The sequence below is a fragment of the Apibacter raozihei genome, from assembly GCF_004014855.1.
Lineage (GTDB): Bacteria > Bacteroidota > Bacteroidia > Flavobacteriales > Weeksellaceae > Apibacter > Apibacter raozihei.
The window spans coordinates 1,588,057-1,614,945 of record NZ_CP034930.1; the positions used below are offsets into that span (position 1 = coordinate 1,588,057).

A 26,889-nucleotide genomic window follows, 5' to 3' on the forward strand; every position below is an offset into this window, starting at 1 on the left:
TCATGAAAGTTTTTTATAATATCTTTTAATCCTTAGCAATTCAAAAGGTAGTTTCAGTGAGTAGGAAAGTTTAACTTTTGAATCTCCAACATCACGCCATGATTCAAGAGGGATTTCTTTAGCACTGTTTTCAACGTTTTCTTTACCGACAATTTTGATGAATTTAAAGAAAATTTCTATATCAAAGCTCCAGTTTGAAATAAAAGGATCTTTAAAAATTTGTCTTGCTATATCGTTAGAAAAAGCCTTAGCTCCACATTGAGTGTCATAAACAGGTAAATCCAGCATAGTACTGGAAAGAGTTGCAAAAATACGGCCGATTAGATGTCTGTGTAATTTTCTATTTATCTGAGAACCGATTCTTCGTATTCTTGATCCGAAAACCATTACAACAGAATCGTTCATATAAGAGCAAATGCGTTTGTACTCTTCAATAGAAGTAGCCAAGTCAGCATCCAGGTAACCGATAATATCAAAGGGTTTCCAGTTGAGTGAATCATTTATTCCACGGAATATAGCCGCTGATTTACCTGCATTGGGCTGTTGATCTACAACTAATACATTTTCTGGAAATTTTTCCTTTAACATATTTAAAATGTTAAGAGTACCATCGGTACTTCCGTCATTTACAAAACAAAAATAAAGACTTTTATCAGTCTCAAGGCTTTTTTCAAATTCACCGACTGGAAGTCTGTTTTCTTCATTATAACAAGGAACAACTACACAATTAATTTTCATTATCTTTAAATTATTTATTTACAAATTATTGCTTTTTTATGAAAAAACTCAGCCATATGTATATTATAAAAATACTTAGGATTTTGACTTAAATCAATTTCAAAAATGAGTTTGGGTTTAGATTGAATAGGAGGAACGTATATTGTATCTTTTTTTGACTCAGTTATCATATTGAATCTATGGTTCATTTCCTTTTTGTATTGAAATGCTTTACCACTTAACAGGTCATCATAGGCCCAATATATATTGTTAGGTATGAACAGTATATCTTTATCTCGAATAATAAAAGAATAGCTGAAAATTATAAAGAGTAATGCCATACTTAATACATTTCTGGAGATATTTGTTTTGAATATTAAACGAGAAGTGACAATTTTATAGGAAAAAATTGTATTAAAGACTAAAATAATAAGAAACATTACATTTACTGAACGCAATGGCGAATAAATACCCAAACTCCATAAACTGGGGAAAGAACCGCAAAATAGCAGGATTATAAATAATCCGATATATAATAAAATTGAGTACTTTAAAAATCTTAAATTTAGATTTTTCAATTGTTTACGAAAGGCATAAAATATTATTATATTAATAAGTAAGGGAACAATTCCATATTTTACTACTACTACTAAAGTTTTTCTTACAGAAGCTAAAAATATTTCGGTAGGCGTTAAAGGATTAACAACTAAAGCAGATCGAACACTATTTCCTGGTGATAATAAAACAAATAATGTTAAAATACCAGCCCATATTAAAAGCAAAAGGTAATAATAAGAAACTTTTCTCTTACTAATATAATTAAAAATAAATACTGTAAATAAAGATATATCTAAAAAGACCATCGAGATTTCATTACATCCTATAATGAAAAATATCAATACGAATAGAATTATTTTCACGATTCTATTTGAGGTATAATTATAATTAATTAGCATACCTAGGAAAGTTAAGAATAAAACATTGGCTAAATGATATGTGGATGATCCTGGTAGCCAATACAGTCCCTGATATACGTTAGGTAAAAACATAAAATATGAAAGACAGAAAAAAGCTGTAAACAAAATTGTCATTTTGATGTTCTTCGTTACTTGATAAAATAGATATGCAGCTGCAGATATAAAGGATAAAATCATAATTAGTGCAATAATATTATATCCGAAAAAATAACCCCAATGAATAGGATTGGTTATAAGAATAGCTGTAGCTGTATATCTGCTACTCCAATGTAAATATATTTGAATTTGAGTTTCAATAAATGATTTTGTAGTTAAATTGAGTGCGTAGGAATAATCATCTAAAGCTGGCTCTGTATAAAAGCACAAAATTAATATAGGAATAATTGATAATAAAAATAATAGGATAATAATTTTACTGAAAGCATGTTTTGTAAAGAAATTATTCATAGAATTATATTGAAATCTTTAAGATAACAAAGGTAAACCTTTTAATTGAAATTGTTTGTTAATTATTCAGTTACGAAAATCTTGATTTGTAAGAAAAAATTTAAAATACATTCCATAGACTGTATTTTATCTTTTCTCAAATATAGCAATAACCCTTCAGAAGTTTGTTTTTGTTTTAATAAAGCACCCGAAGGATTTTTTTGAATAAATTCAAGTACTTTTTTAAATGTTTCAGACTCGTAATATTTAGATTGAGAGTTGGAAGGAAAGTATGCTAACAGTACCTTATTTTTGATAACCAGTTTTTCAAAACCAAGATATTTAGATAGCCATTTTAAATGTACACTTTTTAATAATTCAACGGTTTGAATAGGTAAAACTCCAAAACGATCTTTTAGTTCATTTTCAAAAGAATGAAGATCATTTTCATTAGATATATCAGATAATTTCTGATATAAAGAAAATCTTTCTTCAACATTGTTTACATATTGGTTAGGAATTAATAATTCGAAATCAGTATCTATTTGAACATCTGAAACAAACTCTTTACTTTCATTTTCTTTTTCAAATAAATCAGAAAATTCATTCTCTTTTAGCTCCTCAATAGCTTCGTTAAGTATTTGTTGATACGCTTCAAATCCAATCTCAGCAAAGAAGCCGCTTTGTTCGGCACCTAGTAGATCACCTGCGCCTCTAATTTCTAGGTCTTTCATAGCTATGTTGAATCCTGAGCCTAGATCTGAAAATTGTTCAACAGCCTGTAATCGTTTGCGGGCTTCAGAGGTTAAAATATCCAAAGGTGGAGTAATTAAATAACAAAAGGCTTTGCGGTTAGATCTGCCCACACGGCCTCTCATTTGATGTAGATCTGCCAAACCGAATCTTTGGGCGTCATTAATAAAAATAGTGTTTGCATTAGGTACATCAAGCCCTGATTCGATAATGGTTGTTGATAGTAATACATCATATTCACCCTCCATATAATCAACCATTATTTTTTCAAGTTTTTTTCCATCCATCTGTCCATGTCCTATAGCTATTCGTGCCATAGGTACAAGTCGTTTGATCATACCCGCTAAAACATCCAGATTTTCAATCCTGTTATTTATGAAAAAAACTTGTCCGCCTCTATCTAATTCATAGATCACAGCATCTCTGATTTGTTCTTCATTAAAGCCTATTAGCTGAGTTTGTACAGGCTGACGATTTGGGGGAGGAGTTTTGATAACTGATAAATCTCTGGCTGCCATTAGAGAAAATTGCAAAGTTCTGGGTATAGGAGTGGCCGTTAAGGTTAAGGTGTCAACCGTTGTTTTTAATGTTTTTAATTTATCTTTTACAGAAACACCAAATTTATGTTCTTCATCAACAATTAAAAGTCCAAGATCTTTAAATTTTACATCTTTTCCAATCAATTGCTGAGTTCCGATAATTATGTCTATCTTTCCTTCAGAAAGAGATTCAGTTATTTCTTTTTTTTGTTTTCCGGTTTTAAATCTGTTAAGATATTCTACACGTACAGGAAAATTCTGTAATCTTTTTGAGAAAGTTTTATAATGCTGAAGGGCTAAAATTGTAGTAGGAACCATAATAGCTGTTTGCTTACCATCAGTTGCAGCTTTAAAAGCGGCCCGTATGGCAATTTCTGTTTTACCAAATCCTACATCTCCACATACCAGACGATCCATAGCCGTAGCTTTCTCCATGTCATATTTGACTTCTTGTGTAGCCTTTTCCTGATCAGGAGTATCTTCGTACATAAAAGAAGCCTCCAGTTCATTTTGTAAATATCCGTCGGGAGAATAAGCAAATCCTTGTTTAGTTCTTCTTTCAGCATAAAGTTTAATTAAGTCGAAAGCAACTTCTTTAACTTTTTTCTTTGCTTTATTTTTCAGGTTTTTCCATGCCGCAGATCCTAACTGGTTAAGAGTAACTTCAGCACCTTCTTTGCCTGAAAATCTGGATATTTTATGTAATGAATGTATGTTTACGTACAATATATCATTATTTCTATAAATAAGCTTGATAGTTTCTTGTACTTTATCATCATTCTTTATTTTGACTAATCCCATAAATTTTCCTACTCCATGATCAATATGGGTAACATAATCGCCTACTTTTAAATCTGTAAGTTCTTTAAGAGTAATGGTTTCGGATTTGGAAAATGAATTGCGTAAATTATATCTGTGATATTTTTCAAAAATCTGATGATCGGTATAAATTAGAAACTTCGCGTCATAATCAATAAATCCATTACTTATATTAGCGAGTATACCATTAAAAGGAACTTCTTTTTCTGTTTCCGCAAAAATATCTTTAAGTCTTTGTTCTTGCTTATCAGATTGAAAAATAATGTAATTTGAAAATTTGAGTTTTTCTTTGTCTGTCAGATCCTGGCCTAATAAATCAAACTGTTTATGGAAGCTGGGTTGTTCCGACTGATTCAGTAAAACAGTTTCATACTTAGTAAAATAAGGTAAGGATGAAAATTCTATAAAGGAATAAGATTGAATTTTATTAAGTAAATCATTACTTTTTATATACAGATCCTTTGGCTCACTTCTCTTTACTGTTTGTTTAAGATCTTGGTAAACTTCTTCAGCTTTATTATATTTTTTATCAATGTTAGCTAGAGAAATGGTTAAATCTTTGCATATGAAAAGAGTATCTTCTGGCAGATAATTTAAAAAACTAACTCTGTTCGAAATGCCAGAAGGGCGATCAATATTAGGTACTATAACAAATTGATCTATCTTTTCCTCAGAAAGTTGTGTCTCTATATTAAATTTCCGTATAGTTTCAACCTCATTTCCAAAAAATCCGATTCGGTAAGGTTGTTCATCGGAATAAGAAAAAACATCTAAAATTCCACCACGTAATGAAAATTCACCAGGTTGTGTAACAAAATCAGTGCGCTCAAATTGAAAACTAAATAAGACCTCATTCAGAAATTCAGAATCTAGCTGATCCCCGGTTTTTATTTTTAAACTAAGATTATCAAGCTCAGTTTTATCAATAACTTTTTCAGAAAGAGCCTCTGCGTAGGAAATAATAAATTTTGGAGTTGTTTTTTGTGATAATCGATTAATTACTTCCGTACGTAATACTATATTAGCATTTTGAATTTCTTCTATCTGATATGGATGCAGATGAGACGTAGGGTAAAACAAAACTTTATCTTTTCCGAAAATTGTTTCAATTTCATTAAGAGCATAAGCAGCCTCTTCTTTATCAGCAAAAAATAAAAATACTGGAATCTTTAGATCGCTAAATAAATAAGCGCTGAATAAATTAGGGTATGAGCCTACAGCTCCCTTTACAGAAAGTGCTACAGTTTTTTTTTCTTTTATATAAGTATGTATCCCTGTATCCAAAATGCTGTTTTTCAGATGAGGGAAAATAGATTTAACGATAAAATTTGTTTCCAAAACTTGACAAAGGTACTAAATTTGTAAAAAAAATATACGTATTCAATTTTTTTTGTAAAACATATATTTTAACTAAATATTATTTTTTACAGAGTAAATGTCTTTTATAAAGTAATGGTCAATATAATTTATAAATATCAAATAAAGTAATGATAATTTGTTTTCCTCTGTTATTTTTTGGCGGTTTTCATGGAATGGCTATTTTTCCATTTATATTTGTTAAGTACAATTACCTGAAGTATGACAAAAGAGTTATTAATCATGAGAAAATTCACCTTAGGCAACAACTAGAACTTATCTGGATACTTTTTTTTGTTATTTATTTTATTGAATATTTTGTTAATTTAATTCGTTACAAAGACTCTCATAAAGCTTATATGGAAATAAGTTTTGAAAAAGAAGCCTACGCAAATGAAAAAAATAATGAATACCTGAAAAATCGCAAGTTTTGGAATTTTTTGAAATATTATTAAATCATTGATATATTAAATACTAAAGTCGGCTTAACCGACTTTAGTAATATTAATTATTTATATAAAAGTGTATAAAGCGAAGCCTTTGCATAATAAGGTGCAATTCCTAAAACATGATCACCCAAAGTTGAATAAAACGTCACCTTGCCTCCGTTTTTATTTTGTTGCTGTGCAAAATCGTAAGCGTTTTGATAGTAAACAGATACATCAGAAATCCCATGACTCATGACAAACCTGCATTTGTTTTTCCATGGTTTCACACTATTCTCTTCAAGTATAGTATTTAAATATGACAGGCTGGGGTCTATATCAAGATTTTTTATAAATTTTTCAGTGTATAAATATTCAGGATTACTGGGAAATAAATTATTTACATCATAAATATTTCCATTAAAATAGCTAAGAGACTGAGAAGCGAACGATTCTTTTAAAAAATCGTTTACATTTATATATGGATAAGCATTTTGCTTATATCCCCATAAACCATACGAAAGAAAATAATGATGTTGCGTTTTTTTTGATTTACGAACAATATCTGTGATTTGTTTTAAATTGCAGGGAGTTCCTCCAGTAACCAGAAGGCTTACTGTATACTCTAATGAAGGATTGGTTTCTATTTCTCTAGCTAAAGAAGCAGCTATGAATCCACCTAATGAATACCCGGTTATAATAAGTTCTGACTTATACCGATACCCTTGAGCAGATAAGGTATTGAGTGATGCTTTTAGTAAATCTAAGGTAGAATTAACCATAGCTTTTGAGTCTAAATAAGGATGTTGACATTGTTGATAAGAATCGCCAAATCCTGGATAATCCGGAAAAAATACAATAAAGCCATTACTTGCTTGTAAAGTCCAGAATGCTAAATAATTAAAATGAAAATCACTATCAAATAAAAAAGAATCTTTAAATGCGTTAGACGGAGCCATTTTATTATAGGTGTAAGTAGGAGGTGGGGCAACTATAATTCTGTATTTTGTTAGGCTGTTAAAAATAGTTTTGGAAGGAAGCAATAAAACTCCGGATACATCAATGTAGCTACCTAGACGATCGGGATGAGGAGTTTTAGTTGAAATTTTTACAGCTTTTAAAAAAGGGATAATCTTTTGTTGTTCAGTTACAAGTGAATCATCAAATTTAAAATTGGAAACATCAATTCCTGACTGTTCAAGTTTCATTTTTATATCTTCCAATTCTTTGAAATCTAAAGAGCTTATTTCTTGAGTTTTTGATAAATTATCTGGATTAGTTGATGGGGGTATTGAGGAGAGAATTTCATTATTAGTACAAGAATAACTTGTTAATGCAATTCCTATGCAAAGGATAAATGCAATTTTTGATAAAAAATTTTTCATAATGATTGATTTTATTTTATTAATTTAAATTTATGTTTATAAATATATCGTTAACTGACTTTAAATGATATAAATATTTTGTTTATGTATATTAATTATTGTTTCTATGTAAATGTAATCAAAATAGATGTTATATGATAAGTCTGATATTTTTATTTTTCGGTGAAATCTTAATATTGAATAATTATTTGAATGAATTTGTATGATTAAGAGTTGATTATTAAAAATAAATATTTAATAGAGGTGAAGATAAATGTATTTATTATTATATTTTATCGATATAATATATATAAATTAAGTGTTGATTAAAGGTTTATATGTTTTTATATTCTATATGATGGGTATAATATTGGTATGATTTTTAATAAAATTAATATAATAAATATTTATAAATTTAAAGTTTAATGATTAAAAATTTACAATTTTCAGTTTTTTTACTAGGAGGCTTATGCATAGGGCAGGTCGGGGTTAATACCGGGGCTCCGGGTAGTACCCTGGATATTAGAGGTTCAGTATCTATGCCTTACAAATTAATTAATACTGCAGCTTATACCTTTACAGATCAAGATCAGTTTTTAGATTTTAGAGGTGCAGCAGTATCTTTATGGTATTTGCCCACAGCCGTTTCAGGGAATAAAAATTTTGTTGGTAGATACTATGAGATAAGGAACGGAAGTGGGGTTAATATTACTGTTTATCCCGCAGGTTCAGAACTGATAGATGTTGCTAACAACTCTAACAGTCAGGCGAATGTTACTATACCTTCAGGATATTATGCTATTATAAAAAGTAATGGAGCTACCAGTGGTGTAACATGGGTAGCTACCTTAATCGCTCCCAATAGCACAACTACGGTTACGCAGTCTAGGTTTAGTTCTTCAATTCTCGGATATTCGCCATCTAAAACTTCTGAAAGGGTTGTGCCGGCAGCATTCGGAGGTGCTACGGTTACTGAAAAAGGCTGTGAGAAATGGAGCGTGAACGGTCATACTTATTGTGCTTATACACTTTCAGCTGCTAAAAATTTTTACGATACATTTTCTTTTGCTAAACAGGTAGGAGGATATGTTGTGACCATAACATCAAATGATGAAAGAACTTGGTTGTATACCAATATTCTGACTAAGTATGCTTTAAATAATAATATTTGGATTGGATATAATAAAGTAGCATACCCTGGAAATTCCACCTCATTTACGTGGATTACAGGTGAAGATTGGACTATTGACTGGACGACCTCTCCTAATTCTACTCCGCAAAATTATTTTAATTCTGGAGAACCTAATAATTCAGGTGGAAGTGAAGGTTCTTGTCATATTTATGGTTTAACCTTAAATGCTGATAGAAAATGGAATGATTTAAGCGGATCTAGTACTTCTCAAAATTCTGTGAATTTTGATAACGTAATTTTAGAATTTAATGAAGATTAATAATTAATCTTTACCTATATCAATGATGAAAGCTGATTCTATAATCAGCTTTTTTTGTTTTAATTATAAAATTTCAATAATTATGTAATTAATCACATAATCTTTTAATTTATGTTATTTAATTATTTAAATCATATTATGTATATTTGTTAGATATAAAAAAATGTTATACATGAAAACGAAACTATTAATTAAAAAATGGCTAGGATGCTTATGTCTTTTATCAGTTATGATTACAGTAATTTCCTGTTCAGACGGCGATGACATAGTGTCCATCCAACAACAAACTTTACCCGTTAGCGGTAAATATCAATGGGTTTTTGAAATTCCTAATATGGGAACACAAACTTCAATTCATGATTTTCAGACAAACCGTGTAAATTATCAAATGATAGGTAGCGCGTATTCCGTAGAATATGGAATGGATTTGTTAGACTACGATTCACAAAGTAATAAACTGGTTTTAAAAGGATCTGAAGGAAGCGCTAAACAAGATAAATATTTTGTTATTTTTCTTAAAGACATAACTATTTCGACTGTTAATATGTTTAAGAAAGAGTTTTCTACTCTTCAGGATGCAAAAGCCTATTCCATTCCGGCAGATTCTGTATCTGAAAGTCACGGCTGGAATGTTTACACAAAATTATAAATAATTTGAAATAATGAATTGGGCGATGGTGATTAATTTACAGGATAATTCTTATTAATTTCACCGTTATCTGTAATAATCAGATTTCCTTCAGGGAAATCTGATTTTGTAAGTTCTTTTAAATAATTTAAAGCCTTATTATCCTGATCTACAGAAGGCCCTTTTCCAGTATCTTCTGTCTGTTCAGTAGAAATTACATTACCGGAAATAAAATTCCCGTTACGGTCAATTTTAATTTTAAGTATAGGAGCTACACCATTGGGTCCTTTAAGATTAAAGTTTCCGTAAGTTGCAAAATTACCGAGGCTATAAGCTATAAATTTATTTTTATATAATTCAATTGCACGTGTTACATGCGGACCACTACCTATAACTAAATCAACTCCTGCATCAATACAACTATGAGCAAAATCATAAACATTTCCCCTGTTTTCTCCAGCATAAATTTCACGTTTTTTAGATACATGCTGATGAGCCGATCCCTCAGCTCCTCCATGAAACATGACAATTACGATATCTGCTTTATTCCGGACTTCTTTTATAATTCTTTTAATATCAGAATACTCTTTAACACTTACCAGTCCACCATTATGTCCTGCACCTATAAAAGCATAGCGTGTACCGTCTTTTTCCTTTATTGCATATTCACACTCATTTAATAATCCTGCGTAGGATATTTTAAGGCTATCTAGATTTTTCTGAGTAGCTTTTCTTCCATAATTTCCAAAATCACCACTATGATTATTTGCTATACTCAAAAAATCAAAGCCGGCATTTTTAAGGTATTCACCGTAAGAAAAAGGAGTGCGGAAAACAAAACATAAGTTTGGATTATTGCAGCGTTTGGCAACACCACCAGAATCGAACAAAGTACCTTCAAGGTTACCAATAATAAGTTGTGAATTTTCTTTAAGAATAGGAGTTGTTTTATCTAAAATGTTTACTCCGGGTAATCCATTCGGCAATGGGTAATTACTTCCGAGCATTATATCTCCAACGGCAGTTATTGTTATTGTGTCTCTAAGAGAAGATCTGGAAAGTGAATCTTTCGAAGAATCTGGATATGAGAGTATTGTCTCGGTTTTTCCATTACAAGAAATAAGGAAAAGAAATAGGGAAGACATGGCAATCAGTAGCCTCATAACCATTGTTAAAGGAAATTAAATATTAAATTCTAAAGATGATCACCATCATAGCCTTTGTCTTTTTGGCCGAATCCTACAATTCTTTTACACCAGTACAATAAAAACAAGCTGATAATAGCAACATATAACCAATCAACATAATGACCGATAATCGGTAATATCTTAAAAGACCAGGTAAAAAATTTTCCAATACCAAGAATTAATTCTGTCATGATTAAATGATTTTATTTTACTTTTGCAACAAATATATAAAAAAATGCACTCAAACACTCCATTCAAAAAATATTTTTTCGCTGTTTTAGGATTATGGGTTATTTTCTCTGGAATATTTGTGTATTTTTTTAAACCCGAACAAGAAGAAACAGGCAAAATTGTTAAGGTTTTGGCCTTAAGTTCACTATCTTTTATATTAAATATAGTGACTATTTTAAACTCTAAATTCAAGAAAAAAAGAAAAATCTGGGCATTAGCCATATACGGGTTACTCTTTATTTCTTCATTTCAGGAGTTTTTTAATTATAATATTGGAATTACCTATGTTTTGTTATCATTAGCATTATTATTGTTCCTCGATGTTTTTTCTATTCCTTCTTCCCTCAAATACTTTAACATAGGAATGCTGGTCACTATATCCAGTTTTTTATATTTTCCGGTGGCGATTATAGTCTTGCTATTCCTTTTTATGACAGTTGTTTATTATGAAGAGAAAATCAATATTTCACAATATCTGGCAGGAGTTTTAGTTACAGCAATACTTATTTTTGAAATCGCATATCTTTCAGATCACTTAAACTATATTCAGGAATGGGTAGGCAATTTATCAATTCCGGAGTTTCATTTTGAATATCAAATTCCTATTCTAATTATTCTCATCATTATATTAATCTACGGATGGATAAATCAATATTCAAATCCTAATATTTCAGACGATATACAAATATCCTCACAACATACCATTTTGGTTTTTTATCTTCTTTTCTGGATTCTTATTTATGCCTTTTTTATGGGGGGTAATTATGAATTGCTAATATTTATTAGCCTTCCGGTTAGCCTCATTATATCCAGGAGTATGTAAAATTAAAAGTGTATCAGGGTTTTGTCATTAATTTCCTGCGAATGCGACTCAAACTTTCAGGGGTAATACCTAGATAAGAAGCAATTAGATGTAAAGGAATACGTTGCAAAATTTGAGGGTTCTCCTCAAGTAACCTTATATATCTTTCTACAGCAGGAACGCTTAACGTACAGTCAAGCCTTTGTTGCATAGAAGTATAAGCTTTTTGAAACAAAATTCTGTGGAATCTTTCCATCCCTGGTATTTCACTAAAAATTGATTCCAAAACATCATGTCTGAGTAAATATAACTCCGAATCTTCCAATGCGACAATACTAATTTGGGACGGAGTTCTGTTTATAAAGCTGTAAAGGTTGGAAATCCAAAAATCTTCCCAGGCAAAATGAATAACATGCTCGTTTCCTTCCAAATCGGTTGAAAAAGAATAGAGTAATCCATTAGTAACAAAGTAAGTATAGTTGCATACTTCACCAATACGAAGAAGTATTTCCTTTTTTTTAACCTTTTTTAACTCCAGCTTACCTATCAATAATTTAAATTCCTGATCAGTAATAGATATTCTGGAACGAAGATGTTCAAGAAGCAATTCACTCATTATCTATGATTTTTTTCTCCCATTAAGAAATGCTAATTTAGCAAAATAATATAACTTGAAATATTCATAATCCTTAGTACGAATGAGCAAAACAAAAGAAACTCCTTTAATGAAGCAATATAATAGTATCAAGGCCCGATACCCGGATGCAATGTTGCTTTTCAGAGTAGGAGATTTTTATGAAACTTTTGGAGAAGATGCTATTAAAGCTTCTAAAATTTTGGGTATAGTACTTACCAAAAGAGCAAATGGTCAGGCCACTCATATAGAACTGGCCGGATTTCCGCATCATTCATTAGATGTTTATCTGCCTAAATTAGTTCGTTCAGGTCTACGGGTTGCTATTTGTGATCAGTTGGAGGATCCTTCTATGGCAAAAGGGATTGTTAAAAGAGGAGTAACTGAGCTTGTTACACCCGGAGTAACCTTTAACGATAAGGTCTTAGATGCAAAAACCAATAACTTTCTAATGTCTGTGCATCAAGGCAAAAATGCTGTCGGAATAGCATTACTGGATATTTCAACCGGAGAATTCTTAATTGAGGAAGGAGATGCAAATAAGCTGAGGCATATTATAGATAATTTCAAACCGACAGAAATAATACATCAACGCCGAAAACAACTTCCATTCGAACATAAAGCCTATTCATTTCAATTGGAAGATTGGGCATTTCAATATGATTATGCCTACGAAAAATTGACCGGACATTTTAAGACAAAATCTTTAAAAGGTTTTGGAATAGAAAATATGGAATTAGCTGTTATTGCAGCAGGTTCTGTTTTCGCATATTTAGTGGAAGATACACATCATAAACTATTAGACCATATTACCAATATTCAGCGCTTGCCTCAGGATACCTTTGTTTGGATGGATGATTTTACTATACGCAATCTGGAACTTATCGGAGGTACGGATTCACAATCTGTATCCCTGCTTAAAATTTTGGATAAGACCTATACAAATATGGGAGGTAGAATGTTAAGACGATGGCTATTATCACCGCTAAAAGATGTTGAAACGATCAATCGAAGGCTGGATGTTGTTGGCTTTCTTATACAACATTCAGATATCTCAATAAAAATTGCAGAAGATTTAAAAGGAATATCCGACGTAGAAAGATTATTAGGGAAACTCGCCGGAGAGAGGATTTCACCGAAAGAGTTAGGGTACTTAAGAGACTCTTTACTACGATATAAATCAATTGAGAAAGTTCTTAAAGAAAATAATCAGAAACTGGCACTGCATTTTGGGCAGTTTAAAGAATTGCAGGATGTACTTACCTGGATGCAGAGTAACCTTCAGGATGAATTACCCGTTGCTCTTGTTAAAGGAAATGTCATAAGGGAAGGAGTTAGTGAAGATTTGGACAAGCTTCGTACTTTGAAAAATCATGGAAAAGAATATCTGGAAAATTTGTGTCTTAAAGAATCAGAGCGTACAGGTATACCAAGTCTGAAAATTGATTTTAATAATGTTTTTGGGTACTATCTGGAAGTTAGAAATACGCATAAAGACAAAGTGCCGGCTGAGTGGATACGAAAGCAGACGCTGGTAAATGCAGAAAGATATATAACAGAAGAGTTAAAAGAATATGAAACACAAATTTTAGGAGCAGAAGAAAAAATTTCCCTATTAGAATCGGATTTATATAAGGATTTGTGTGCAAAAGTAAAAGAAAAGCTTATAGATATCCAAAGCAATACCCGTATCATAGCAACACTGGATACCTTGCTTTCATTTTCAGAAGTGGCATTGGAAAACTCATATACACACCCACATTTAAATGACTCTAAAGTTATTGATATAACCGACGGTAGACATCCGGTTATTGAAAGGCAGTTGCCTTTAGGCGAATCCTATGTTGCAAATTCGGTATATCTGGATGATGATAAACAGCAGATATTAATGATTACAGGTCCCAACATGGCTGGGAAATCTGCTTTGTTGCGTCAAACAGCATTAATTGTTTTGATGGCTCAGATAGGAAGTTTTGTTCCGGCTAAGAATGCATCATTAGGTATAGTAGATAAAATTTTTACTCGGGTAGGAGCCTCTGATAATCTTTCAAAAGGGGAATCTACATTTATGGTAGAAATGAATGAAACTGCCAGTATCTTAAATAACATATCTGATCGTAGCCTTATCTTACTTGACGAAATAGGCAGGGGAACCAGCACTTATGATGGTGTTTCCATAGCGTGGGCAATCGCAGAATATTTGCATGAACATCCTACACGGCCTAAAACCTTATTTGCAACTCATTATCATGAGCTTAATGAAATGACAACTTCTTTTTCCAGAATTAAAAATTTTAATGTCAGTATAAAGGAATTAAAGGGAACTATAGTTTTTTTAAGAAAATTAGTGCCTGGAGGAAGCGAGCATAGTTTTGGTATTCATGTAGCAAAACTCGCAGGTATGCCTGTTAAGCTGACACATAGAGCAGAACAGATTTTAAAGACTTTGGAAAAAAACAACCAAAATGAAGATTTGAAAGAAAGAACCAAGACTTTAACAGACGAAAATATGCAATTGAGCTTTTTTCAGTTAGATGATCCTGTTCTGGAAAATATAAGAGAAGAAATTCTTAAAACGGATATCAATTCCCTAACGCCTATCGAAGCCTTAATGAAACTTAATCAGATAAAAAAAATGATAGGAGGATAGGTGTTAATATGTTATTGAACACCAATACTATAAATTTCAATTATTTACTATTGAATGAAAGAAAACCGTTGGTTTTAATCCCAATGGTTTTTTTTCTATATTCTTACTATTTTTTATACAATACCTCATTTTAAATGATTCTTGAAAAAGAATGATAAAGTTTTTTTATTTTCATATTCTTTCGTAAAATTTTGCTATCTGTCATTTGTCATTAAAAAAAATTGCGTTTAATTATTGTTTTCTTTCGATTTAGTAAATATATTTGTTGAACATAAAAATAGTTGTCAACTAAAACCCAAATTAAAAAAAGAGAAAACTATGAATGCAAAAAAAGCTAACGATGGACCTTTGGTTATAGCAATCGATTCATCAACAACTTCAACCAAAGCAATTATTGTCGATGTTAACGGAAAGGTCTGGGAAACAGCAAAAAGAAATATTCAGTTGCATACACCTGCTATGGACTTTTATGAGCATAATCCTTTACGATGGTGGGAAACTACAAAAGAATGTGTAGGCGAGGTGCTTTCAAAATTATCAGCAAAAGACAGAGAAAGAGTCTCCGCTATAGGTATTACACATCAAAGAGAAAGTTTTGCTCCGTTTGATGAACAGGGAAAACCTTTGCGTAATGGTATTCTTTGGTTAGATGGAAGGGCTACCAAGCAGATAAGAAAATATGGCTCTCCTCATGTGCATGATTTATCTGGTAAACCACCGGGAGTTACACCTGGAATTTATAAAATGGCATGGATAAAGGAAAATGAACCTGAAATATTTGAAAAAGCATATAAAGTGGTAGAAGTACATGGTTATATAGCCTGGAATCTTACCGGTAGATGGGTGTCCTCAGTGGCGGCCACTGATTCTTTAGGATTACTGGACATTCGTAACTTTGACTATAGTAGTGAACTTTTAAATATCGCAGGAGTAAAAAGAGAGCAAATGGCAGATTTGGTTTCGCCTGCTGATGTAATGGATATGTTAAAACCGGAACTCGTGGCAGAATGGAAACTGCCTAAACCAATACCTGTTATTGCAGGCTTGGGAGATGGACAGGCGGCAGGTATAGGAGCTGCTGCTGTATCTCCAGATGTAGCATTTCTTAACTTAGGAACTGCTGTAAATGCAGGGGTAGAAAGTCCAATTTACAAATGTGATCCGGTTTTCAGAACTCACGTATCAGGAATAAAAGATAATTATGTTTTCGAAATTCTTCAATCTTCAGGATCGTATCTGGCCGGTTGGTTCAGGCAATCATTAGGAGATCCTAAATTATTGGGAGAACCGGATCCGTTATTAGATGAAGAAGCATCTAAAATTCCTCCAGGTTGTGAAGGATTAGTAACACTTCCATATTGGAATGCCGTTCAAAGTCCTTATTGGGATTCAGTAGCTAGAGGTGCTGTAGTCGGATGGAGAGGAACTCATTCAAGAGCTCATATGTATCGTTCCATACTGGAATCTATAGGTTTTGAAATGAAATTCAATCTGGAATCTATTCAAAAAGGTACAGGAGTGCCGCTAAAATCAATCAGAGCTATGGGAGGAGGAACCCGTTCAAAGTTATGGAGACAAATTATGGCTGATACAATAGGGCTGCCGATTACGGTTTGTTTGGAAGATGAAATTTCAGCATTAGGAGCCTCCGTTCTTGCAATGGCAGGAATTCAGGCACATGGTTCTAAAGATGTAGCCCATTCTGCAAAAGAAATGGCAAGCTTTGGCGATACCGTTGAACCTGATTTATCACAGACCAAAAGATACAATGAAGTAGCAGATATACAGCGTCAATTATATCCACAATTGAAAAATGTTTTTGAACAACTTTACAATTTGTCGGAAAAATACCCGTCAACTAAACCTGAATCGCCAAAAGCAGAATTATAAAAATATAATTTTAAAACCTAAAGACATGGCAACAGAAGGACCTTTAGTAATCGCCGTAGATTCATCAACAACAGCTACTAAAGCTATTGTAGTAGATCAGTCCGGTCAAGTACTGCAGACAGCAAAAAATACAATTCAGCTTCATACACCGGCAATGGATTTTTATGAACATAATCCTGTCCGGTGGTGGGAAACAACCCGAGATAGCATTGCACAGGTTGTCTCTAAATTATCTGCTAAAGAAAAAGAACGAATAGCAGCTATAGGGATTACTCATCAGCGTGAAAGTTTTGCTCCTTTTGATAAAGAAGGGAGGCCTATCAGAAATGGAATTCTCTGGTTAGATGCCAGAGCAAAGAAACAAATTCAGAAATTTGGTTCACATTACATACACGATCTGTCAGGAAAACCTCCGGGAGAGCCTCCTGCTATATATAAATTGGCATGGTTAAAAGAAAACGAACCGGAAACACTGGACAAGGCATACAAAATTGTCGATGTTCATGGTTATATAGCATGGAATATGACAGGTGAATGGCTCTCTTCTGAAGCTTGTGCAGATACATTAGGTTTATTTGACATCAGAAAAAGAGATTATAGTCAGGAACTTCTTGAAATTGCAGGAGTTAGACGTGATCAAATGGCAGATTTAGTTCCTCCGGGAGAAGTGTTAGGTATGTTAAAATCCGAATGGGTTTCCCAATGGGGGCTTTCAAAAAATATCCCTGTCATCGCGGGTGCGGGTGATGGTATGGCAGCTGGATTAGGTGCAGCAGCAGTAACTCCGGATATAGCCTATTTAAATTTAGGAACAGCCGTAGTGGCTGGAGTTCAGAGTCCTGAATATAAATATGATCCTGTCTATAGGTGTTATGTAGCAGGAATTCCAGAAAATTACATTTTTGAGGTGGTTCAGCACTCAGGAGCTTATTTAGCAGGGTGGTTTCGCCAGGCATTAGGAGATCCCAAACTGTTAGGAGAACCGGATATTCGGCTGGATGAAGAAGCTTCAAAAATACCTCCGGGATGTGAAGGGCTGGTTACTTTACCTTACTGGAATGCTGTTCAAAGTCCTTACTGGGATGCTTTTGCAAGAGGAGCTGTAGTAGGTTGGAGAGGAACTCATTCACGGGCACATATGTATCGTTCGATCTTGGAAGCTATAACCTTTGAGGTAAAAATGAATTTGGAATTTCTTCAGAAAAGTACGCAGACTAAACTTAAATCTCTTAGAATTATGGGTGGGGGAACTCGTTCCGAATTATGGAGACAAATGGTTACTGATATTACAGGTATTCCGGTCACTATATGTCTGGAAGATGAAATATCAGCTCTAGGAGCTTCAGTGCAAGCTATGGCCAGTACTGGTGTATTTGGTAATACCGATATTGCTTATGCCTCACAACAGATGGCACGTTTTGGAGAAACCATAGAACCTGACATGAAAAAACATGAGCAATATACAGAAGTTGGTGATATACAAAAAGATATATATCCACAGTTAAAAGATATTTTTATGCGTTTAAATACATTATCAGAAAAATATCCTTCAACCCGTCCGGAATCACCAAAAACAGAATTATAAAATAATAAACAATTAAACGAAACAATAATGGCAGTTATAACAATTTTAGGAGCAGGAGCGATGGGTTCAGGACTATGTACCCCGGTGTCTAATGCAGGATGGGAAGTCCGGTTATGGGGAACCTGGCTGGATGATCATTTACTGGATGCATGTGAAGCAGGTAAACCACACCCAAGAACTAATGTTCCTTTAGCTAAAGGAGTAAAATTATATCGTTCAGATGATTTGGAAAAAGCTTTAGATGGTGCAGACGTGGTAGTTATGTCGGTGGCTTCAGTAGGGGTGCCTAAAGTAACAGAGTTAGCACTCAATGGAATATCAAAAGCTAAAGCTCTGTGGTTAACGTCCAAAGGTTTTTGTCCTGATGAAAATGGCAAGATACAGTTACTTCCGGAAGCCATCAGAACTTTAGCTAAACAAAAAGGAGTATCTATTCCTCCGATAGTAGCTATAGCCGGACCAGTAAAAGCAAACGAATGTGCAGAAGGAAAACCCACAGCAACCATTTTCGGATGCAAAAATCTGGAGGTTTCACGTAAATATGCAAAAGAGGCAAGAACTAAAGTATATTGTATTGAAGCAACCGATGATGAAACCGGTGTGGAAATTTGTGCTCCTATGAAAAATGTTTATGCCATTGCTCTAGGTATAGCTGATGGTTTAGAAGAAGGCACAGGCTTTCCTCACCATAATTTAAAAGCGGCAACTTTTAACAGAGCGGTTAGAGAAATGTCTCTTTTGGGACAGGCTTTAGGTGCAAAAATGGAAACAGCCTTCGGTCTTCCCGGAGTAGGGGATTTAGAAGTAACAGGTTTATCCGGAAGAAATAAAGTTTACGGAGTAAGAATCGGAAGAGGTGAAACTGCTAAAGAAGCATTAGCTGAAATGGATCGACTGGAACAAACAGTAGAAGGAGTACCGGCCGCAGGATTGGCTGCTACATTAGTTCAGCAATCTGCCCCGCAGTTAGTAGAAGAACTATCATTATTAAAAGCTGTAAACGAAATTCTGGCTGGAACAGAACGCCCAGTAGTTGAGATCTTATCTGAAGCTGTTCTACCAAAAATGCCGGAATAATAGATTAACCTATTAGAATTATTTATGTATTTTGTAAAAAACATCTGATGTGAAAAACATCAGATGTTTTTGTTTTAAGCTACTTAATTATTTTTGATAATTACTCAGTTAATAATTCTTTATATAAAGCTATCATTTTTTTTCTAAGATGTAAAACTGCATAATGTTTACGGGATAAAATAGTGTTAACTGGAATATTTAAAGTCAGAGAAATATCTTTGGCGGAAAGTCCTTCAAGTTCCATAAGTTCAAAAATTTCTCTTTGTTCACCAGGTAACTCTGATAATGATTTTTCTAGTTCTTCCCATATAAGTGTACGAAGATATTCCGTCTCAGGAGTTGAAACCCGATTGCTTTTGTTGAATATGATTTCAGAAAAATCGGTTAAAATATCCGTATCATCATTTTTATAAACAGGAAGTTCTTCTTCTTTTTTCTTTTTCCCTTTATTAATAATAATATTCCTTGTTACTCGGTATAACCAGGCAGTCATTTGTTCAATAGGGTTCAAATCATTTTGCATGGTTTTAATAAGTTGATAAAAAACATCCTGTAAAATATCCTGAACATCTTCAGAATTTTTCACACGCTTTCCTATAAATGATTTTAATCTAGAATGATGCTCATTAAATATATCTTCCACACGGGATCCTGATTTATTTTTCATGTTCAGTGCTGGAGTCATCGTTATCGGTTTTATTTCTGTTAAAAAATCGATCTTTTCTCCAGCTAGGTCGTTCTCTTATTTTTTTTATAAAAACTTCCCTTTCATCATCAGACATTTTCATCCATTTTTCTTTCATAGGATTTCTCCGCATATTTTCAGAATTGTAAAATTCAGGATTAAATCTGCCGAATAATAGCCTGCAAAGTAATACCAGTCCGACTGATTGTAGATAGTTTATAGTGGGGAGAGTAAATAGTACAGGTGTAAGCCAGTTCCACAAAAGCATTACTATAAAACACAATATGGCAAATCCGGCTATTTTAATTAAAAAAAATCTTTGTTTCATTATATTAAGTATTTAAAATGGTTTTCATATCATAATTATGAACCCCTTTATATTTATAAACTAGAATTAAAAAAAATAATTTTCAACGACAAGATTAAAAGTTGTAATCTTTTTTTGTTGTAACCATAGCTTTTTATCATCAGTAGACATAGAAAGCCATGAATTACATTTTTTATCCAACTCTGTAATTAATGAAACTTCATTAATTTCTTCATTCATACTGTATTCATTATCATGAATAAATTTTATTTTTTGTTGGGTATTCATTTTTGACCAATTTTCTTCCAATATCCTAAAATGTTTAAATCTTTTACTAAACAGTGCCAAAGGAAAATAATTTTTTCTGAAAGCTGCTATCCGATGATCTATCAATTGAATTTTTTGTTCAATACTTAAATTTTCATTAGCTGAAAAAAGATTTTTACCGAATTCATTCCACGGAAATATATTTTCACGCAAAGAACTGGACTTAAATTTTTGACTTACCATAATTATTTACTTTTATATTTTTTGTAATTTTTGAGGGCCTCTCTATAAAGGTAGACAGTTCAGAAATGAAAATATTTTATTATATGTAAAAAATATATAAAAAATAAAATTGAGTTATGTAAGAAATGCTTAAAGCTTATTTTAATAAATGGGAGGATAGTTATTGAAGAATAATGAATATTATTGAAGAAATACAGGATATTTCATATCCTGTATTTCTTTAAAGATTGTTTATTTTGTGTAAAGCTATGTGGTAGATTCGAATTATTTTTTTTCTAAAGGTTTTTTATCAATTGAAGTTAAGGTCGGATATTTATCAAGTGTTTCAAAAATGTATTTATCATTTTGTTTTAGAGCAGTTATAAATTTACGTAGAGAATCTGCATACTGAGGTCTCTGGAACATTCTGTCATGAACCAGAATAACAATAGATTTAGGCATAAAAGTTTTACCACTTTTCAGTTTTGATTCTACATTCTTTACCATTTGAGAGGCACTTTCAAGAGGTATATTTCCGTGTATAAACCTCCATTCCAGATCCCAGCCGTAAACTTTATATCCGGCAGAATCTAATTTTTTTGCTACGGCAAAAGCAGAAGGTTCTCCTTTAACTTTGTTGCCAATGGCCCAGGTATTTCTACCAGGCAGACGAGCAATTTTGTGTTTTATGTTTAACTTGTTTTCAGCAGTTATAAAATCCTGAAAAGAAGAAGTAGGTTTACTATAAAATAGTGCATATTTGTTGTGTGCATGAGTATTGCTGTGATTACTTACAATGAATAATTGATCATTATTAATGGAGTCTACCAGATCATTTCTTTCCTTACCTTCATTATGTGCTCCAACCATAAAGAAAGTAGCTCTAACATTATTTTCCTTAAGTATATTTTTGCAAATACGCGTTCCGGGTTGTGGTCCGTCATCTAATGTAAAATAAATATAATATTTGCTGCTATCTATTGCTGACGTTGTCATTTCTTGTTGAGATTCTTTTTCTTCATTGTCAACAGGCAAATCACTATTTTTTTTTATAGTATCGGTTAGTGTAGACGAATCTTTTTCTTTAACAGTTGATACAGTAGTGTCATTATAATTGGAAGAATAGTTTTTTACAGTTTCTTTTTTGCATCCCAAGGCAATAAAATAAGTGAATAGTAATGTGTAATAGATGGTTTTCATAATAAATTTAAGAACTATTTTAATATAATTTTAATACAAATTTAAGATTTTTTTAACAATTTATAGATGTGCAATTGCAAAATTACAAAAACTTTCAGGTAAACGGTTAAAAATATTATCGTATCCTTATAGTTGAATATTCAACTATTTTTTTTAATTTTGCAGCTTCAAATAAAAATAATGAAAGATTTTATTTATGCATTATTGAAAGTTCAAACCTCTTACAGGCAGGCTTTTCAACAAAAAATGAGAGAAAAAGGAATTTTTTTAACCTTTGAAATGTTTCAGATTATGTCTTGCTTATTTGATGAAGATGTTCTTAATCAGCAAGAAATTGCCAATAAAACGTTTAGAGATAAATCCAGTTTATCTTACATACTTAAAAACCTGGAAAAAAAAGGATTAATTAGTCGGATAGAAGATGAGTCTGATAAAAGAAATAAACTTATACATCTTACTGATAAAGGAATAGCAATGAAAACTGAAATACAGGAGATATTAAAAAATATTTATGGAAATACCTTAAAAAGAGTAGAACAACAAGAGGTATTGTCATGTATAAAACAATTAGGGACGATTGAAAAGGCATTTAAAGAGAGTATATATGAAGAATAAATTAATTATATTTATCTGTCTTAATTTGTTTGGGTATGGATATTCACAATTCACTTATAACCTGGGAGTTGAAGAATTATTTGAAAAAGGAGTCCGGACAAGTACTAAAATAAGAGCCAGTAAAATTAAGTCGGATATATCTGTAGAAAAAGAGAATCTGACCAAAATCAAAAGACTTCCTCAGGTAGGATTAACAGCAAGTAATGGATATGTTGGCAAGCCTACTATCTATAATACTGATTTATCATATTTAGGTCATCCTAAAATGCCAGACTGGCAACAAAAGTATAGTCTTGAGCTAAATCAGCCTATTTATGAGGGAGGTAAAATAAAAAACACGATTAAAGAGGCTTCGTTGGAACGACAAATAGCGGAATTAGATCTGGAAAAAGATATTTCTGATATAAAATTATTTTTGATTAAAAACTATCTGGATCTATTCAGATTATATAAACAAAAAGAAGTATTAGAGGAGAATATCAAAGAAGCCGAAAAAAATCTTCATAATATTCAAAATTTGAAAAATCAGGGGATTGTAACGAACAATGATGTTTTAAGAAATCAGATTGTCGTATCTAATTATCAGTTGTCATTAAATGAAACACGAGATGATATAAATATTATTTCACAACAATTGGATATCGTTTTAGGCTTTAATGAAAATTACATTATTATCCCGGATATGGATTTTCTTGAAAAAGAATTAGTAGTAAACTTAGAAGAATATTACGTTAAGCAGAGTTATGAAAACTATCCTCAGTTAAAAATTTCGAAGTTCAATATTGAAAAAGCTAAAATAGATGAGAAAATAGCAAAATCAAAATACTTACCGATTCTGACTCTCAATGCCGGTAATAATTTAACACGCCCCATAACTTCAACAAGTCCCGCACAAGATTTATATTTGAATAGCTGGGGAATAACCTTGGGATTAACATATAATTTATCCTCGTGGTTTGATCATAAATATACGATGAATCAGGCTAAGTACAATATCGATCTTCAGGAAAATATAAAGGAACAAACAGAGCAAAGTATAAGAATCAATATAAAATCTTTTTATACCAAACATCTTGAAGCTGTCAACCGTGTAGAAGTATTAATGAAAACTGTTGAACAGGCAAAAGACAATTACAGGATCACCAATAATAAATATTACAATCAGCTGGCTATTTTAACAGATTTATTAGATGCTTCATCGGTCCAGTTAAATGCAGAATTGCAGCTTACTTTAGCCAAAGCTAATTCTATTTACACTTATTATCAATTATTAAATGCAAGCGGTAATCTTTAATATATAATTACTTATGGAAGAGATAAAAGAAAATGATGAAAATATAAATCCTGAACAAAATAAGGGAAATAAAACTCAATCAGCGTCATCTGCCAGACAACAGGAGCATCAGTTGAAAAAAAGAGAAGCAGATAAACAGTTGCATATAAAGTTAAAAAAGAAACTCAGAAGAAATATTATTGTTAACAGCATCTGTATTTTGATTACTTTAATTGGAATAGGCTGGGTTATACATTATTTCTGGAGATACTATGAATATGAAATTACTAATGATGCGGTAATAGATCAATACATTACTCCAGTAAATACAAGGATAGCTGGATATATTAAAGAAATACGTTTCAATGAACATCAAAAAGTTAAAGCAGGAGATACATTAGTCATAATTGATGACAGTGAATTAAAAATCAGATTGCTGGATGCCCAGGCAGCTCTTAAAGATGCTCAGGCATCTAAGGAAGTACTTTCGTTTAATATCCGAACTTCCGAAAATACTGTAGCGGTCTCTGAAGCCAATATAGCAGAAGCAAGGGTAAGAATGGAAAATGCCCGAAAAGATTATTTAAGATATGAAAATTTATTAAAAGAAGAATCTGTTCCACAACAGCAATTTGATCAGAAAAAAACAGAATATGAGGCTTATCAGGCAAAATATGAATCTTTAGTAAGACAAAAACAAACCAATGTATCGAGTAGCGAGGGTATAAGTAAAAAACAGGAGAATGCAGAAGCTTTAATATTGAGAAGTCAGGCAAATCTGGATATGGCGAAATTAAATTTAACCTATACAGTAATTACAGCACCTTATGACGGATATGTTGGCAGAAAATCTATAGAAATAGGAGAGTTGGTTCAGGCAGGGCAGGTGCTTACCAATATTGTAAAAAATAACGATAAATGGGTTACAGCTAACTATAAAGAAAAACAAATTGCTAACATATATATAGGACAGAAAGTGAATATCAGAGTTGATGCTGTAAAAGATAAAGTATTTGAGGGAAGGGTAGTTGCGATCTCTGAGGCAACTGGTTCCAAATATTCCATGATACCAACAGACAACTCTGCGGGGAATTTTGTTAAAATTCAGCAGCGGATACCTGTTAGAATTGAATTTACCGCAATGTCGAAAGAAGATAAAGATAAATTACGGGCAGGAATGATGGTCGAAACCGAAGCTGAAATTAAATGATTCACAGACATATTTTTCGAAATCGTACGCCTCGCTGGTTAATGTACATGGTAGCTTATACCATTATGGCGCCTATTATGTTAATTAATGGAGCTTACACAGGTAGTTCCATTGACATATCCGGTTCTCTGGGGGTTATGTCAGAAGATATTAATATGGCATATTTTTCCACCTCAGCAGGAATGGCGATTGCATATCCGTTGATTATTAAGCTGAGGCCTGTTATCACTGTAAAAAATGTATTATTATTTACGTTGCTTTTTCAGATTATATTAAGCATAATCTGTGCTGAAACAGACAAAATGATTATTATTGCTGTATGTAGTTTTTTCATCGGCTTTTTTAAAGCATTTGCATTACTGGAAATTATACTTATTTTAATGCCTATGCTTAGCCCGGATAATAAACGAGGACTCTTTTATGCTAAATTTTATCCGGTAACATTAGCATTAAGTCAGCTATCTATGATCCTTACTTCAGAATTAGCTTACCGATATAATTGGCAGCACATGTATTATTTTATGATTGCCCTATTACTGGTGGCTGTTATAGCAGTCTTATTGACTTTCAAGTACTCAGAACTGCCTTCTATCGTACCTTTGCTTGATGCAGACTGGCTCAGCGTTATTTTATGCTCTATATTTTACATTGCCGTTATTTATGTTTTTACCTATGGTAAAACTTTAGATTGGTTTTCATCTAAATCCATATTTATAACTACTTTTTTAGTCATTCCCATCAGCTTGATCTTGTTCATCAGGCGACAGCTTATTAAAGAAGATTCATACGTTGATTTAAGTATACTCAAAAATACGAATTCAACAGTAGGATATATCGTAATGTTTATCTGTATGTTTTATGTGTCGGCAAGCGTACTAGTATCTACCTACGTAATCAACGTGTTAAAACTGGAAAACAATCGTCTTTACGAATTATATATTATAGCAATTCCCGGTTTTATTATCGGAGGTATTATTTGCGCCTGGTGGTTCAAAAAGGAAAGAAGAGTTAATTTAATCATATTTGCAGGTTTTCTATGTCTGGTAGCTTCTTGTGCCATTCTTTATTTCACTATTAGCCCTCAGGGAGAATATCGTCTTCTTTATGTCCCTATGTTCCTCAGGGGAATGGGTATGCTGATTACATTTGTAGTTTTTGGAGTATATGTAGTACAAGGAATTCCACAGGAAAAATTGGTATATAATGCTTTTTTTCTGATAGGTATACGTTCTGCTTTAGCACCTGCAATAAGTTCCTCCGTTTTCTCAAATTCTATTTACCGTTTGCAGCAGCATTATGTTGTAAAATTATCGGAAAATATCACCAATACAAATCCAATAGCAATGGAACGATATACTCAATACTATAAAATGGGTATAGAAAAAGGTTTAGGAGGATATCAGGCACAACAATATGCACTTACCAGTATTAATGGTTTGTTGCAGGTTCAGGCTCTTACCATAACACTAAAAATACTTTTAGGATGGCTGGTGATTACAGGTATCGCAATTTTAATAATAGTTTTAATATATCCATTTAATAACCATAAAAAATTAAAATTTATTAAGTGGGGTAGAGATATGGGTTAGAAATAGATAA

General features: G+C 32.3%; 23 protein-coding genes. 12 read left to right on the plus strand and 11 right to left on the minus strand.

All coding sequences use genetic code 11. The annotated features are described in order from the left end of the window. From EOV51_RS07135 to mfd, 3 genes are all read right to left on the minus strand, one after another. A complete protein-coding gene (locus EOV51_RS07135) occupies window positions 1-738 on the minus strand; it encodes a glycosyltransferase (protein WP_128151312.1) in 738 nt (245 codons plus the stop codon). A gap of 14 nt (window positions 739-752) precedes the next feature. Continuing rightward, a complete protein-coding gene (locus EOV51_RS07140; protein WP_128151314.1) occupies window positions 753-2,141 on the minus strand; it encodes a DUF6056 family protein in 1,389 nt (462 codons plus the stop codon). Between the two features lie 62 nt (window positions 2,142-2,203). After that, window positions 2,204-5,569 carry a transcription-repair coupling factor gene (mfd, locus tag EOV51_RS07145; protein WP_394343669.1) on the minus strand — a complete coding sequence of 1,122 codons (3,366 nt, stop codon included), beginning with the start codon at window positions 5,567-5,569 and terminating at the stop codon, window positions 2,204-2,206. Window positions 5,570-5,718: 149 nt separating this feature from the next. On the opposite strand from mfd, the gene EOV51_RS07150 reads away from it, so the two are divergent. Beyond that, window positions 5,719-6,042, plus strand: a complete 324-nt coding sequence (locus tag EOV51_RS07150; protein WP_128151316.1) for a hypothetical protein — start codon at window positions 5,719-5,721, stop codon at window positions 6,040-6,042. Window positions 6,043-6,095: 53 nt separating this feature from the next. Here EOV51_RS07150 and EOV51_RS07155 read toward each other — a convergent pair whose 3' ends face one another. Further along, a complete protein-coding gene (locus EOV51_RS07155; RefSeq protein WP_128151318.1) occupies window positions 6,096-7,397 on the minus strand; it encodes an alpha/beta hydrolase family protein in 1,302 nt (433 codons plus the stop codon). A gap of 404 nt (window positions 7,398-7,801) precedes the next feature. On the opposite strand from EOV51_RS07155, the gene EOV51_RS07160 reads away from it, so the two are divergent. Both EOV51_RS07160 and EOV51_RS07165 read left to right on the plus strand, forming a co-directional pair. Beyond that, window positions 7,802-8,827: a C-type lectin-like domain-containing protein gene (locus EOV51_RS07160; RefSeq protein WP_128151320.1), complete on the plus strand. Its 1,026-nt coding sequence runs from the start codon at window positions 7,802-7,804 to the stop codon at window positions 8,825-8,827. Between the two features lie 172 nt (window positions 8,828-8,999). Then, the gene (locus EOV51_RS07165; protein ID WP_128151322.1) at window positions 9,000-9,476 is read left to right on the plus strand and encodes a hypothetical protein; all 477 of its coding nucleotides are present in this window, start codon (window positions 9,000-9,002) and stop codon (window positions 9,474-9,476) included. A 32-nt stretch (window positions 9,477-9,508) separates the two neighbouring features. Here the strand turns inward: EOV51_RS07165 and EOV51_RS07170 are convergent, their stop codons facing one another. Together EOV51_RS07170 and EOV51_RS07175 are read right to left on the minus strand one after the other, a co-directional pair. Beyond that, complete coding sequence (locus tag EOV51_RS07170; protein WP_228427760.1) at window positions 9,509-10,618, minus strand: CapA family protein; 1,110 nt, start codon at window positions 10,616-10,618, stop codon at window positions 9,509-9,511. A 32-nt stretch (window positions 10,619-10,650) separates the two neighbouring features. Beyond that, the gene (locus EOV51_RS07175) at window positions 10,651-10,833 is read right to left on the minus strand and encodes a GIY-YIG nuclease family protein (protein WP_128151326.1); all 183 of its coding nucleotides are present in this window, start codon (window positions 10,831-10,833) and stop codon (window positions 10,651-10,653) included. A gap of 44 nt (window positions 10,834-10,877) precedes the next feature. Between EOV51_RS07175 and EOV51_RS07180 the strand changes: the two genes are divergently transcribed. After that, a complete protein-coding gene (locus EOV51_RS07180; protein ID WP_128151328.1) occupies window positions 10,878-11,696 on the plus strand; it encodes a DUF6427 family protein in 819 nt (272 codons plus the stop codon). A gap of 13 nt (window positions 11,697-11,709) precedes the next feature. Here EOV51_RS07180 and EOV51_RS07185 read toward each other — a convergent pair whose 3' ends face one another. Then, window positions 11,710-12,291 (minus strand): Crp/Fnr family transcriptional regulator, encoded by a 582-nt coding sequence (locus EOV51_RS07185; RefSeq protein WP_128151330.1) that lies wholly within the window; start codon window positions 12,289-12,291, stop codon window positions 11,710-11,712. An 82-nt stretch (window positions 12,292-12,373) separates the two neighbouring features. Between EOV51_RS07185 and mutS the strand changes: the two genes are divergently transcribed. The 4 genes from mutS to EOV51_RS07205 all read left to right on the plus strand — a co-directional run bounded on the left by mutS (window position 12,374) and on the right by EOV51_RS07205 (window position 19,511). Next, complete coding sequence (gene mutS / locus EOV51_RS07190; protein ID WP_128151332.1) at window positions 12,374-14,959, plus strand: DNA mismatch repair protein MutS; 2,586 nt, start codon at window positions 12,374-12,376, stop codon at window positions 14,957-14,959. 318 nt (window positions 14,960-15,277) lie between these two features. Then, the gene (locus EOV51_RS07195; protein WP_128151334.1) at window positions 15,278-16,849 is read left to right on the plus strand and encodes a xylulokinase; all 1,572 of its coding nucleotides are present in this window, start codon (window positions 15,278-15,280) and stop codon (window positions 16,847-16,849) included. Window positions 16,850-16,874: 25 nt separating this feature from the next. After that, on the plus strand, window positions 16,875-18,434 hold the full coding sequence (locus EOV51_RS07200) for a xylulokinase (RefSeq protein WP_128151336.1): 1,560 nt from the start codon (window positions 16,875-16,877) through the stop codon (window positions 18,432-18,434). Between the two features lie 27 nt (window positions 18,435-18,461). Then, window positions 18,462-19,511: an NAD(P)H-dependent glycerol-3-phosphate dehydrogenase gene (locus EOV51_RS07205; RefSeq protein WP_128151338.1), complete on the plus strand. Its 1,050-nt coding sequence runs from the start codon at window positions 18,462-18,464 to the stop codon at window positions 19,509-19,511. Between the two features lie 100 nt (window positions 19,512-19,611). Here EOV51_RS07205 and EOV51_RS07210 read toward each other — a convergent pair whose 3' ends face one another. The 4 genes from EOV51_RS07210 to EOV51_RS07225 form a co-directional block, all read right to left on the minus strand. Next, a complete protein-coding gene (locus EOV51_RS07210; RefSeq protein ID WP_228427762.1) occupies window positions 19,612-20,196 on the minus strand; it encodes an RNA polymerase sigma factor in 585 nt (194 codons plus the stop codon). Continuing rightward, window positions 20,168-20,524, minus strand: a complete 357-nt coding sequence (locus EOV51_RS07215; RefSeq protein ID WP_128151340.1) for an HMG-box domain-containing protein — start codon at window positions 20,522-20,524, stop codon at window positions 20,168-20,170. The genes EOV51_RS07210 and EOV51_RS07215 overlap by 29 nt, the downstream gene beginning before the upstream one ends. A gap of 66 nt (window positions 20,525-20,590) precedes the next feature. Next, a complete protein-coding gene (locus EOV51_RS07220; protein WP_128151342.1) occupies window positions 20,591-21,013 on the minus strand; it encodes a hypothetical protein in 423 nt (140 codons plus the stop codon). A gap of 264 nt (window positions 21,014-21,277) precedes the next feature. Beyond that, on the minus strand, window positions 21,278-22,192 hold the full coding sequence (locus EOV51_RS07225; RefSeq protein WP_128151344.1) for a polysaccharide deacetylase family protein: 915 nt from the start codon (window positions 22,190-22,192) through the stop codon (window positions 21,278-21,280). 180 nt (window positions 22,193-22,372) lie between these two features. On the opposite strand from EOV51_RS07225, the gene EOV51_RS07230 reads away from it, so the two are divergent. Genes EOV51_RS07230 through EOV51_RS07245 form a run of 4 tightly spaced genes read left to right on the plus strand, consistent with a single transcriptional unit; the run spans window position 22,373 to window position 26,879 of the window. Continuing rightward, window positions 22,373-22,807 carry a MarR family winged helix-turn-helix transcriptional regulator gene (locus EOV51_RS07230; RefSeq protein WP_128151346.1) on the plus strand — a complete coding sequence of 145 codons (435 nt, stop codon included), beginning with the start codon at window positions 22,373-22,375 and terminating at the stop codon, window positions 22,805-22,807. Next, a complete protein-coding gene (locus tag EOV51_RS07235) occupies window positions 22,797-24,101 on the plus strand; it encodes a TolC family protein (RefSeq protein ID WP_128151348.1) in 1,305 nt (434 codons plus the stop codon). The genes EOV51_RS07230 and EOV51_RS07235 overlap by 11 nt, the downstream gene beginning before the upstream one ends. Window positions 24,102-24,114: 13 nt before the next feature. Next, the gene (locus EOV51_RS07240; protein ID WP_128151350.1) at window positions 24,115-25,290 is read left to right on the plus strand and encodes an HlyD family secretion protein; all 1,176 of its coding nucleotides are present in this window, start codon (window positions 24,115-24,117) and stop codon (window positions 25,288-25,290) included. Continuing rightward, window positions 25,287-26,879: an MFS transporter gene (locus EOV51_RS07245; protein ID WP_128151352.1), complete on the plus strand. Its 1,593-nt coding sequence runs from the start codon at window positions 25,287-25,289 to the stop codon at window positions 26,877-26,879. Before EOV51_RS07240 ends, EOV51_RS07245 begins: the two co-directional genes overlap by 4 nt. The last annotated feature ends 10 nt before the right edge of the window (window positions 26,880-26,889 follow it).

Coding starts and splice junctions, on each gene's coding strand:
- EOV51_RS07135 (WP_128151312.1), bottom strand. CDS start 738: ATGAAAATTAATTGTGTAGTTGTTCCTTGTTATAATGAAGAAAACAGA.
- EOV51_RS07140 (WP_128151314.1), bottom strand. CDS start 2,141: ATGAATAATTTCTTTACAAAACATGCTTTCAGTAAAATTATTATCCTA.
- EOV51_RS07150 (WP_128151316.1), top strand. CDS start 5,719: ATGATAATTTGTTTTCCTCTGTTATTTTTTGGCGGTTTTCATGGAATG.
- EOV51_RS07155 (WP_128151318.1), bottom strand. CDS start 7,397: ATGAAAAATTTTTTATCAAAAATTGCATTTATCCTTTGCATAGGAATT.
- EOV51_RS07160 (WP_128151320.1), top strand. CDS start 7,802: ATGATTAAAAATTTACAATTTTCAGTTTTTTTACTAGGAGGCTTATGC.
- EOV51_RS07165 (WP_128151322.1), top strand. CDS start 9,000: ATGAAAACGAAACTATTAATTAAAAAATGGCTAGGATGCTTATGTCTT.
- EOV51_RS07170 (WP_228427760.1), bottom strand. CDS start 10,618: ATGAGGCTACTGATTGCCATGTCTTCCCTATTTCTTTTCCTTATTTCT.
- EOV51_RS07175 (WP_128151326.1), bottom strand. CDS start 10,833: ATGACAGAATTAATTCTTGGTATTGGAAAATTTTTTACCTGGTCTTTT.
- EOV51_RS07180 (WP_128151328.1), top strand. CDS start 10,878: ATGCACTCAAACACTCCATTCAAAAAATATTTTTTCGCTGTTTTAGGA.
- EOV51_RS07185 (WP_128151330.1), bottom strand. CDS start 12,291: ATGAGTGAATTGCTTCTTGAACATCTTCGTTCCAGAATATCTATTACT.
- mutS (WP_128151332.1), top strand. CDS start 12,374: ATGAGCAAAACAAAAGAAACTCCTTTAATGAAGCAATATAATAGTATC.
- EOV51_RS07195 (WP_128151334.1), top strand. CDS start 15,278: ATGAATGCAAAAAAAGCTAACGATGGACCTTTGGTTATAGCAATCGAT.
- EOV51_RS07200 (WP_128151336.1), top strand. CDS start 16,875: ATGGCAACAGAAGGACCTTTAGTAATCGCCGTAGATTCATCAACAACA.
- EOV51_RS07205 (WP_128151338.1), top strand. CDS start 18,462: ATGGCAGTTATAACAATTTTAGGAGCAGGAGCGATGGGTTCAGGACTA.
- EOV51_RS07210 (WP_228427762.1), bottom strand. CDS start 20,196: ATGACTCCAGCACTGAACATGAAAAATAAATCAGGATCCCGTGTGGAA.
- EOV51_RS07215 (WP_128151340.1), bottom strand. CDS start 20,524: ATGAAACAAAGATTTTTTTTAATTAAAATAGCCGGATTTGCCATATTG.
- EOV51_RS07220 (WP_128151342.1), bottom strand. CDS start 21,013: ATGGTAAGTCAAAAATTTAAGTCCAGTTCTTTGCGTGAAAATATATTT.
- EOV51_RS07225 (WP_128151344.1), bottom strand. CDS start 22,192: ATGAAAACCATCTATTACACATTACTATTCACTTATTTTATTGCCTTG.
- EOV51_RS07230 (WP_128151346.1), top strand. CDS start 22,373: ATGAAAGATTTTATTTATGCATTATTGAAAGTTCAAACCTCTTACAGG.
- EOV51_RS07235 (WP_128151348.1), top strand. CDS start 22,797: ATGAAGAATAAATTAATTATATTTATCTGTCTTAATTTGTTTGGGTAT.
- EOV51_RS07240 (WP_128151350.1), top strand. CDS start 24,115: ATGGAAGAGATAAAAGAAAATGATGAAAATATAAATCCTGAACAAAAT.
- EOV51_RS07245 (WP_128151352.1), top strand. CDS start 25,287: ATGATTCACAGACATATTTTTCGAAATCGTACGCCTCGCTGGTTAATG.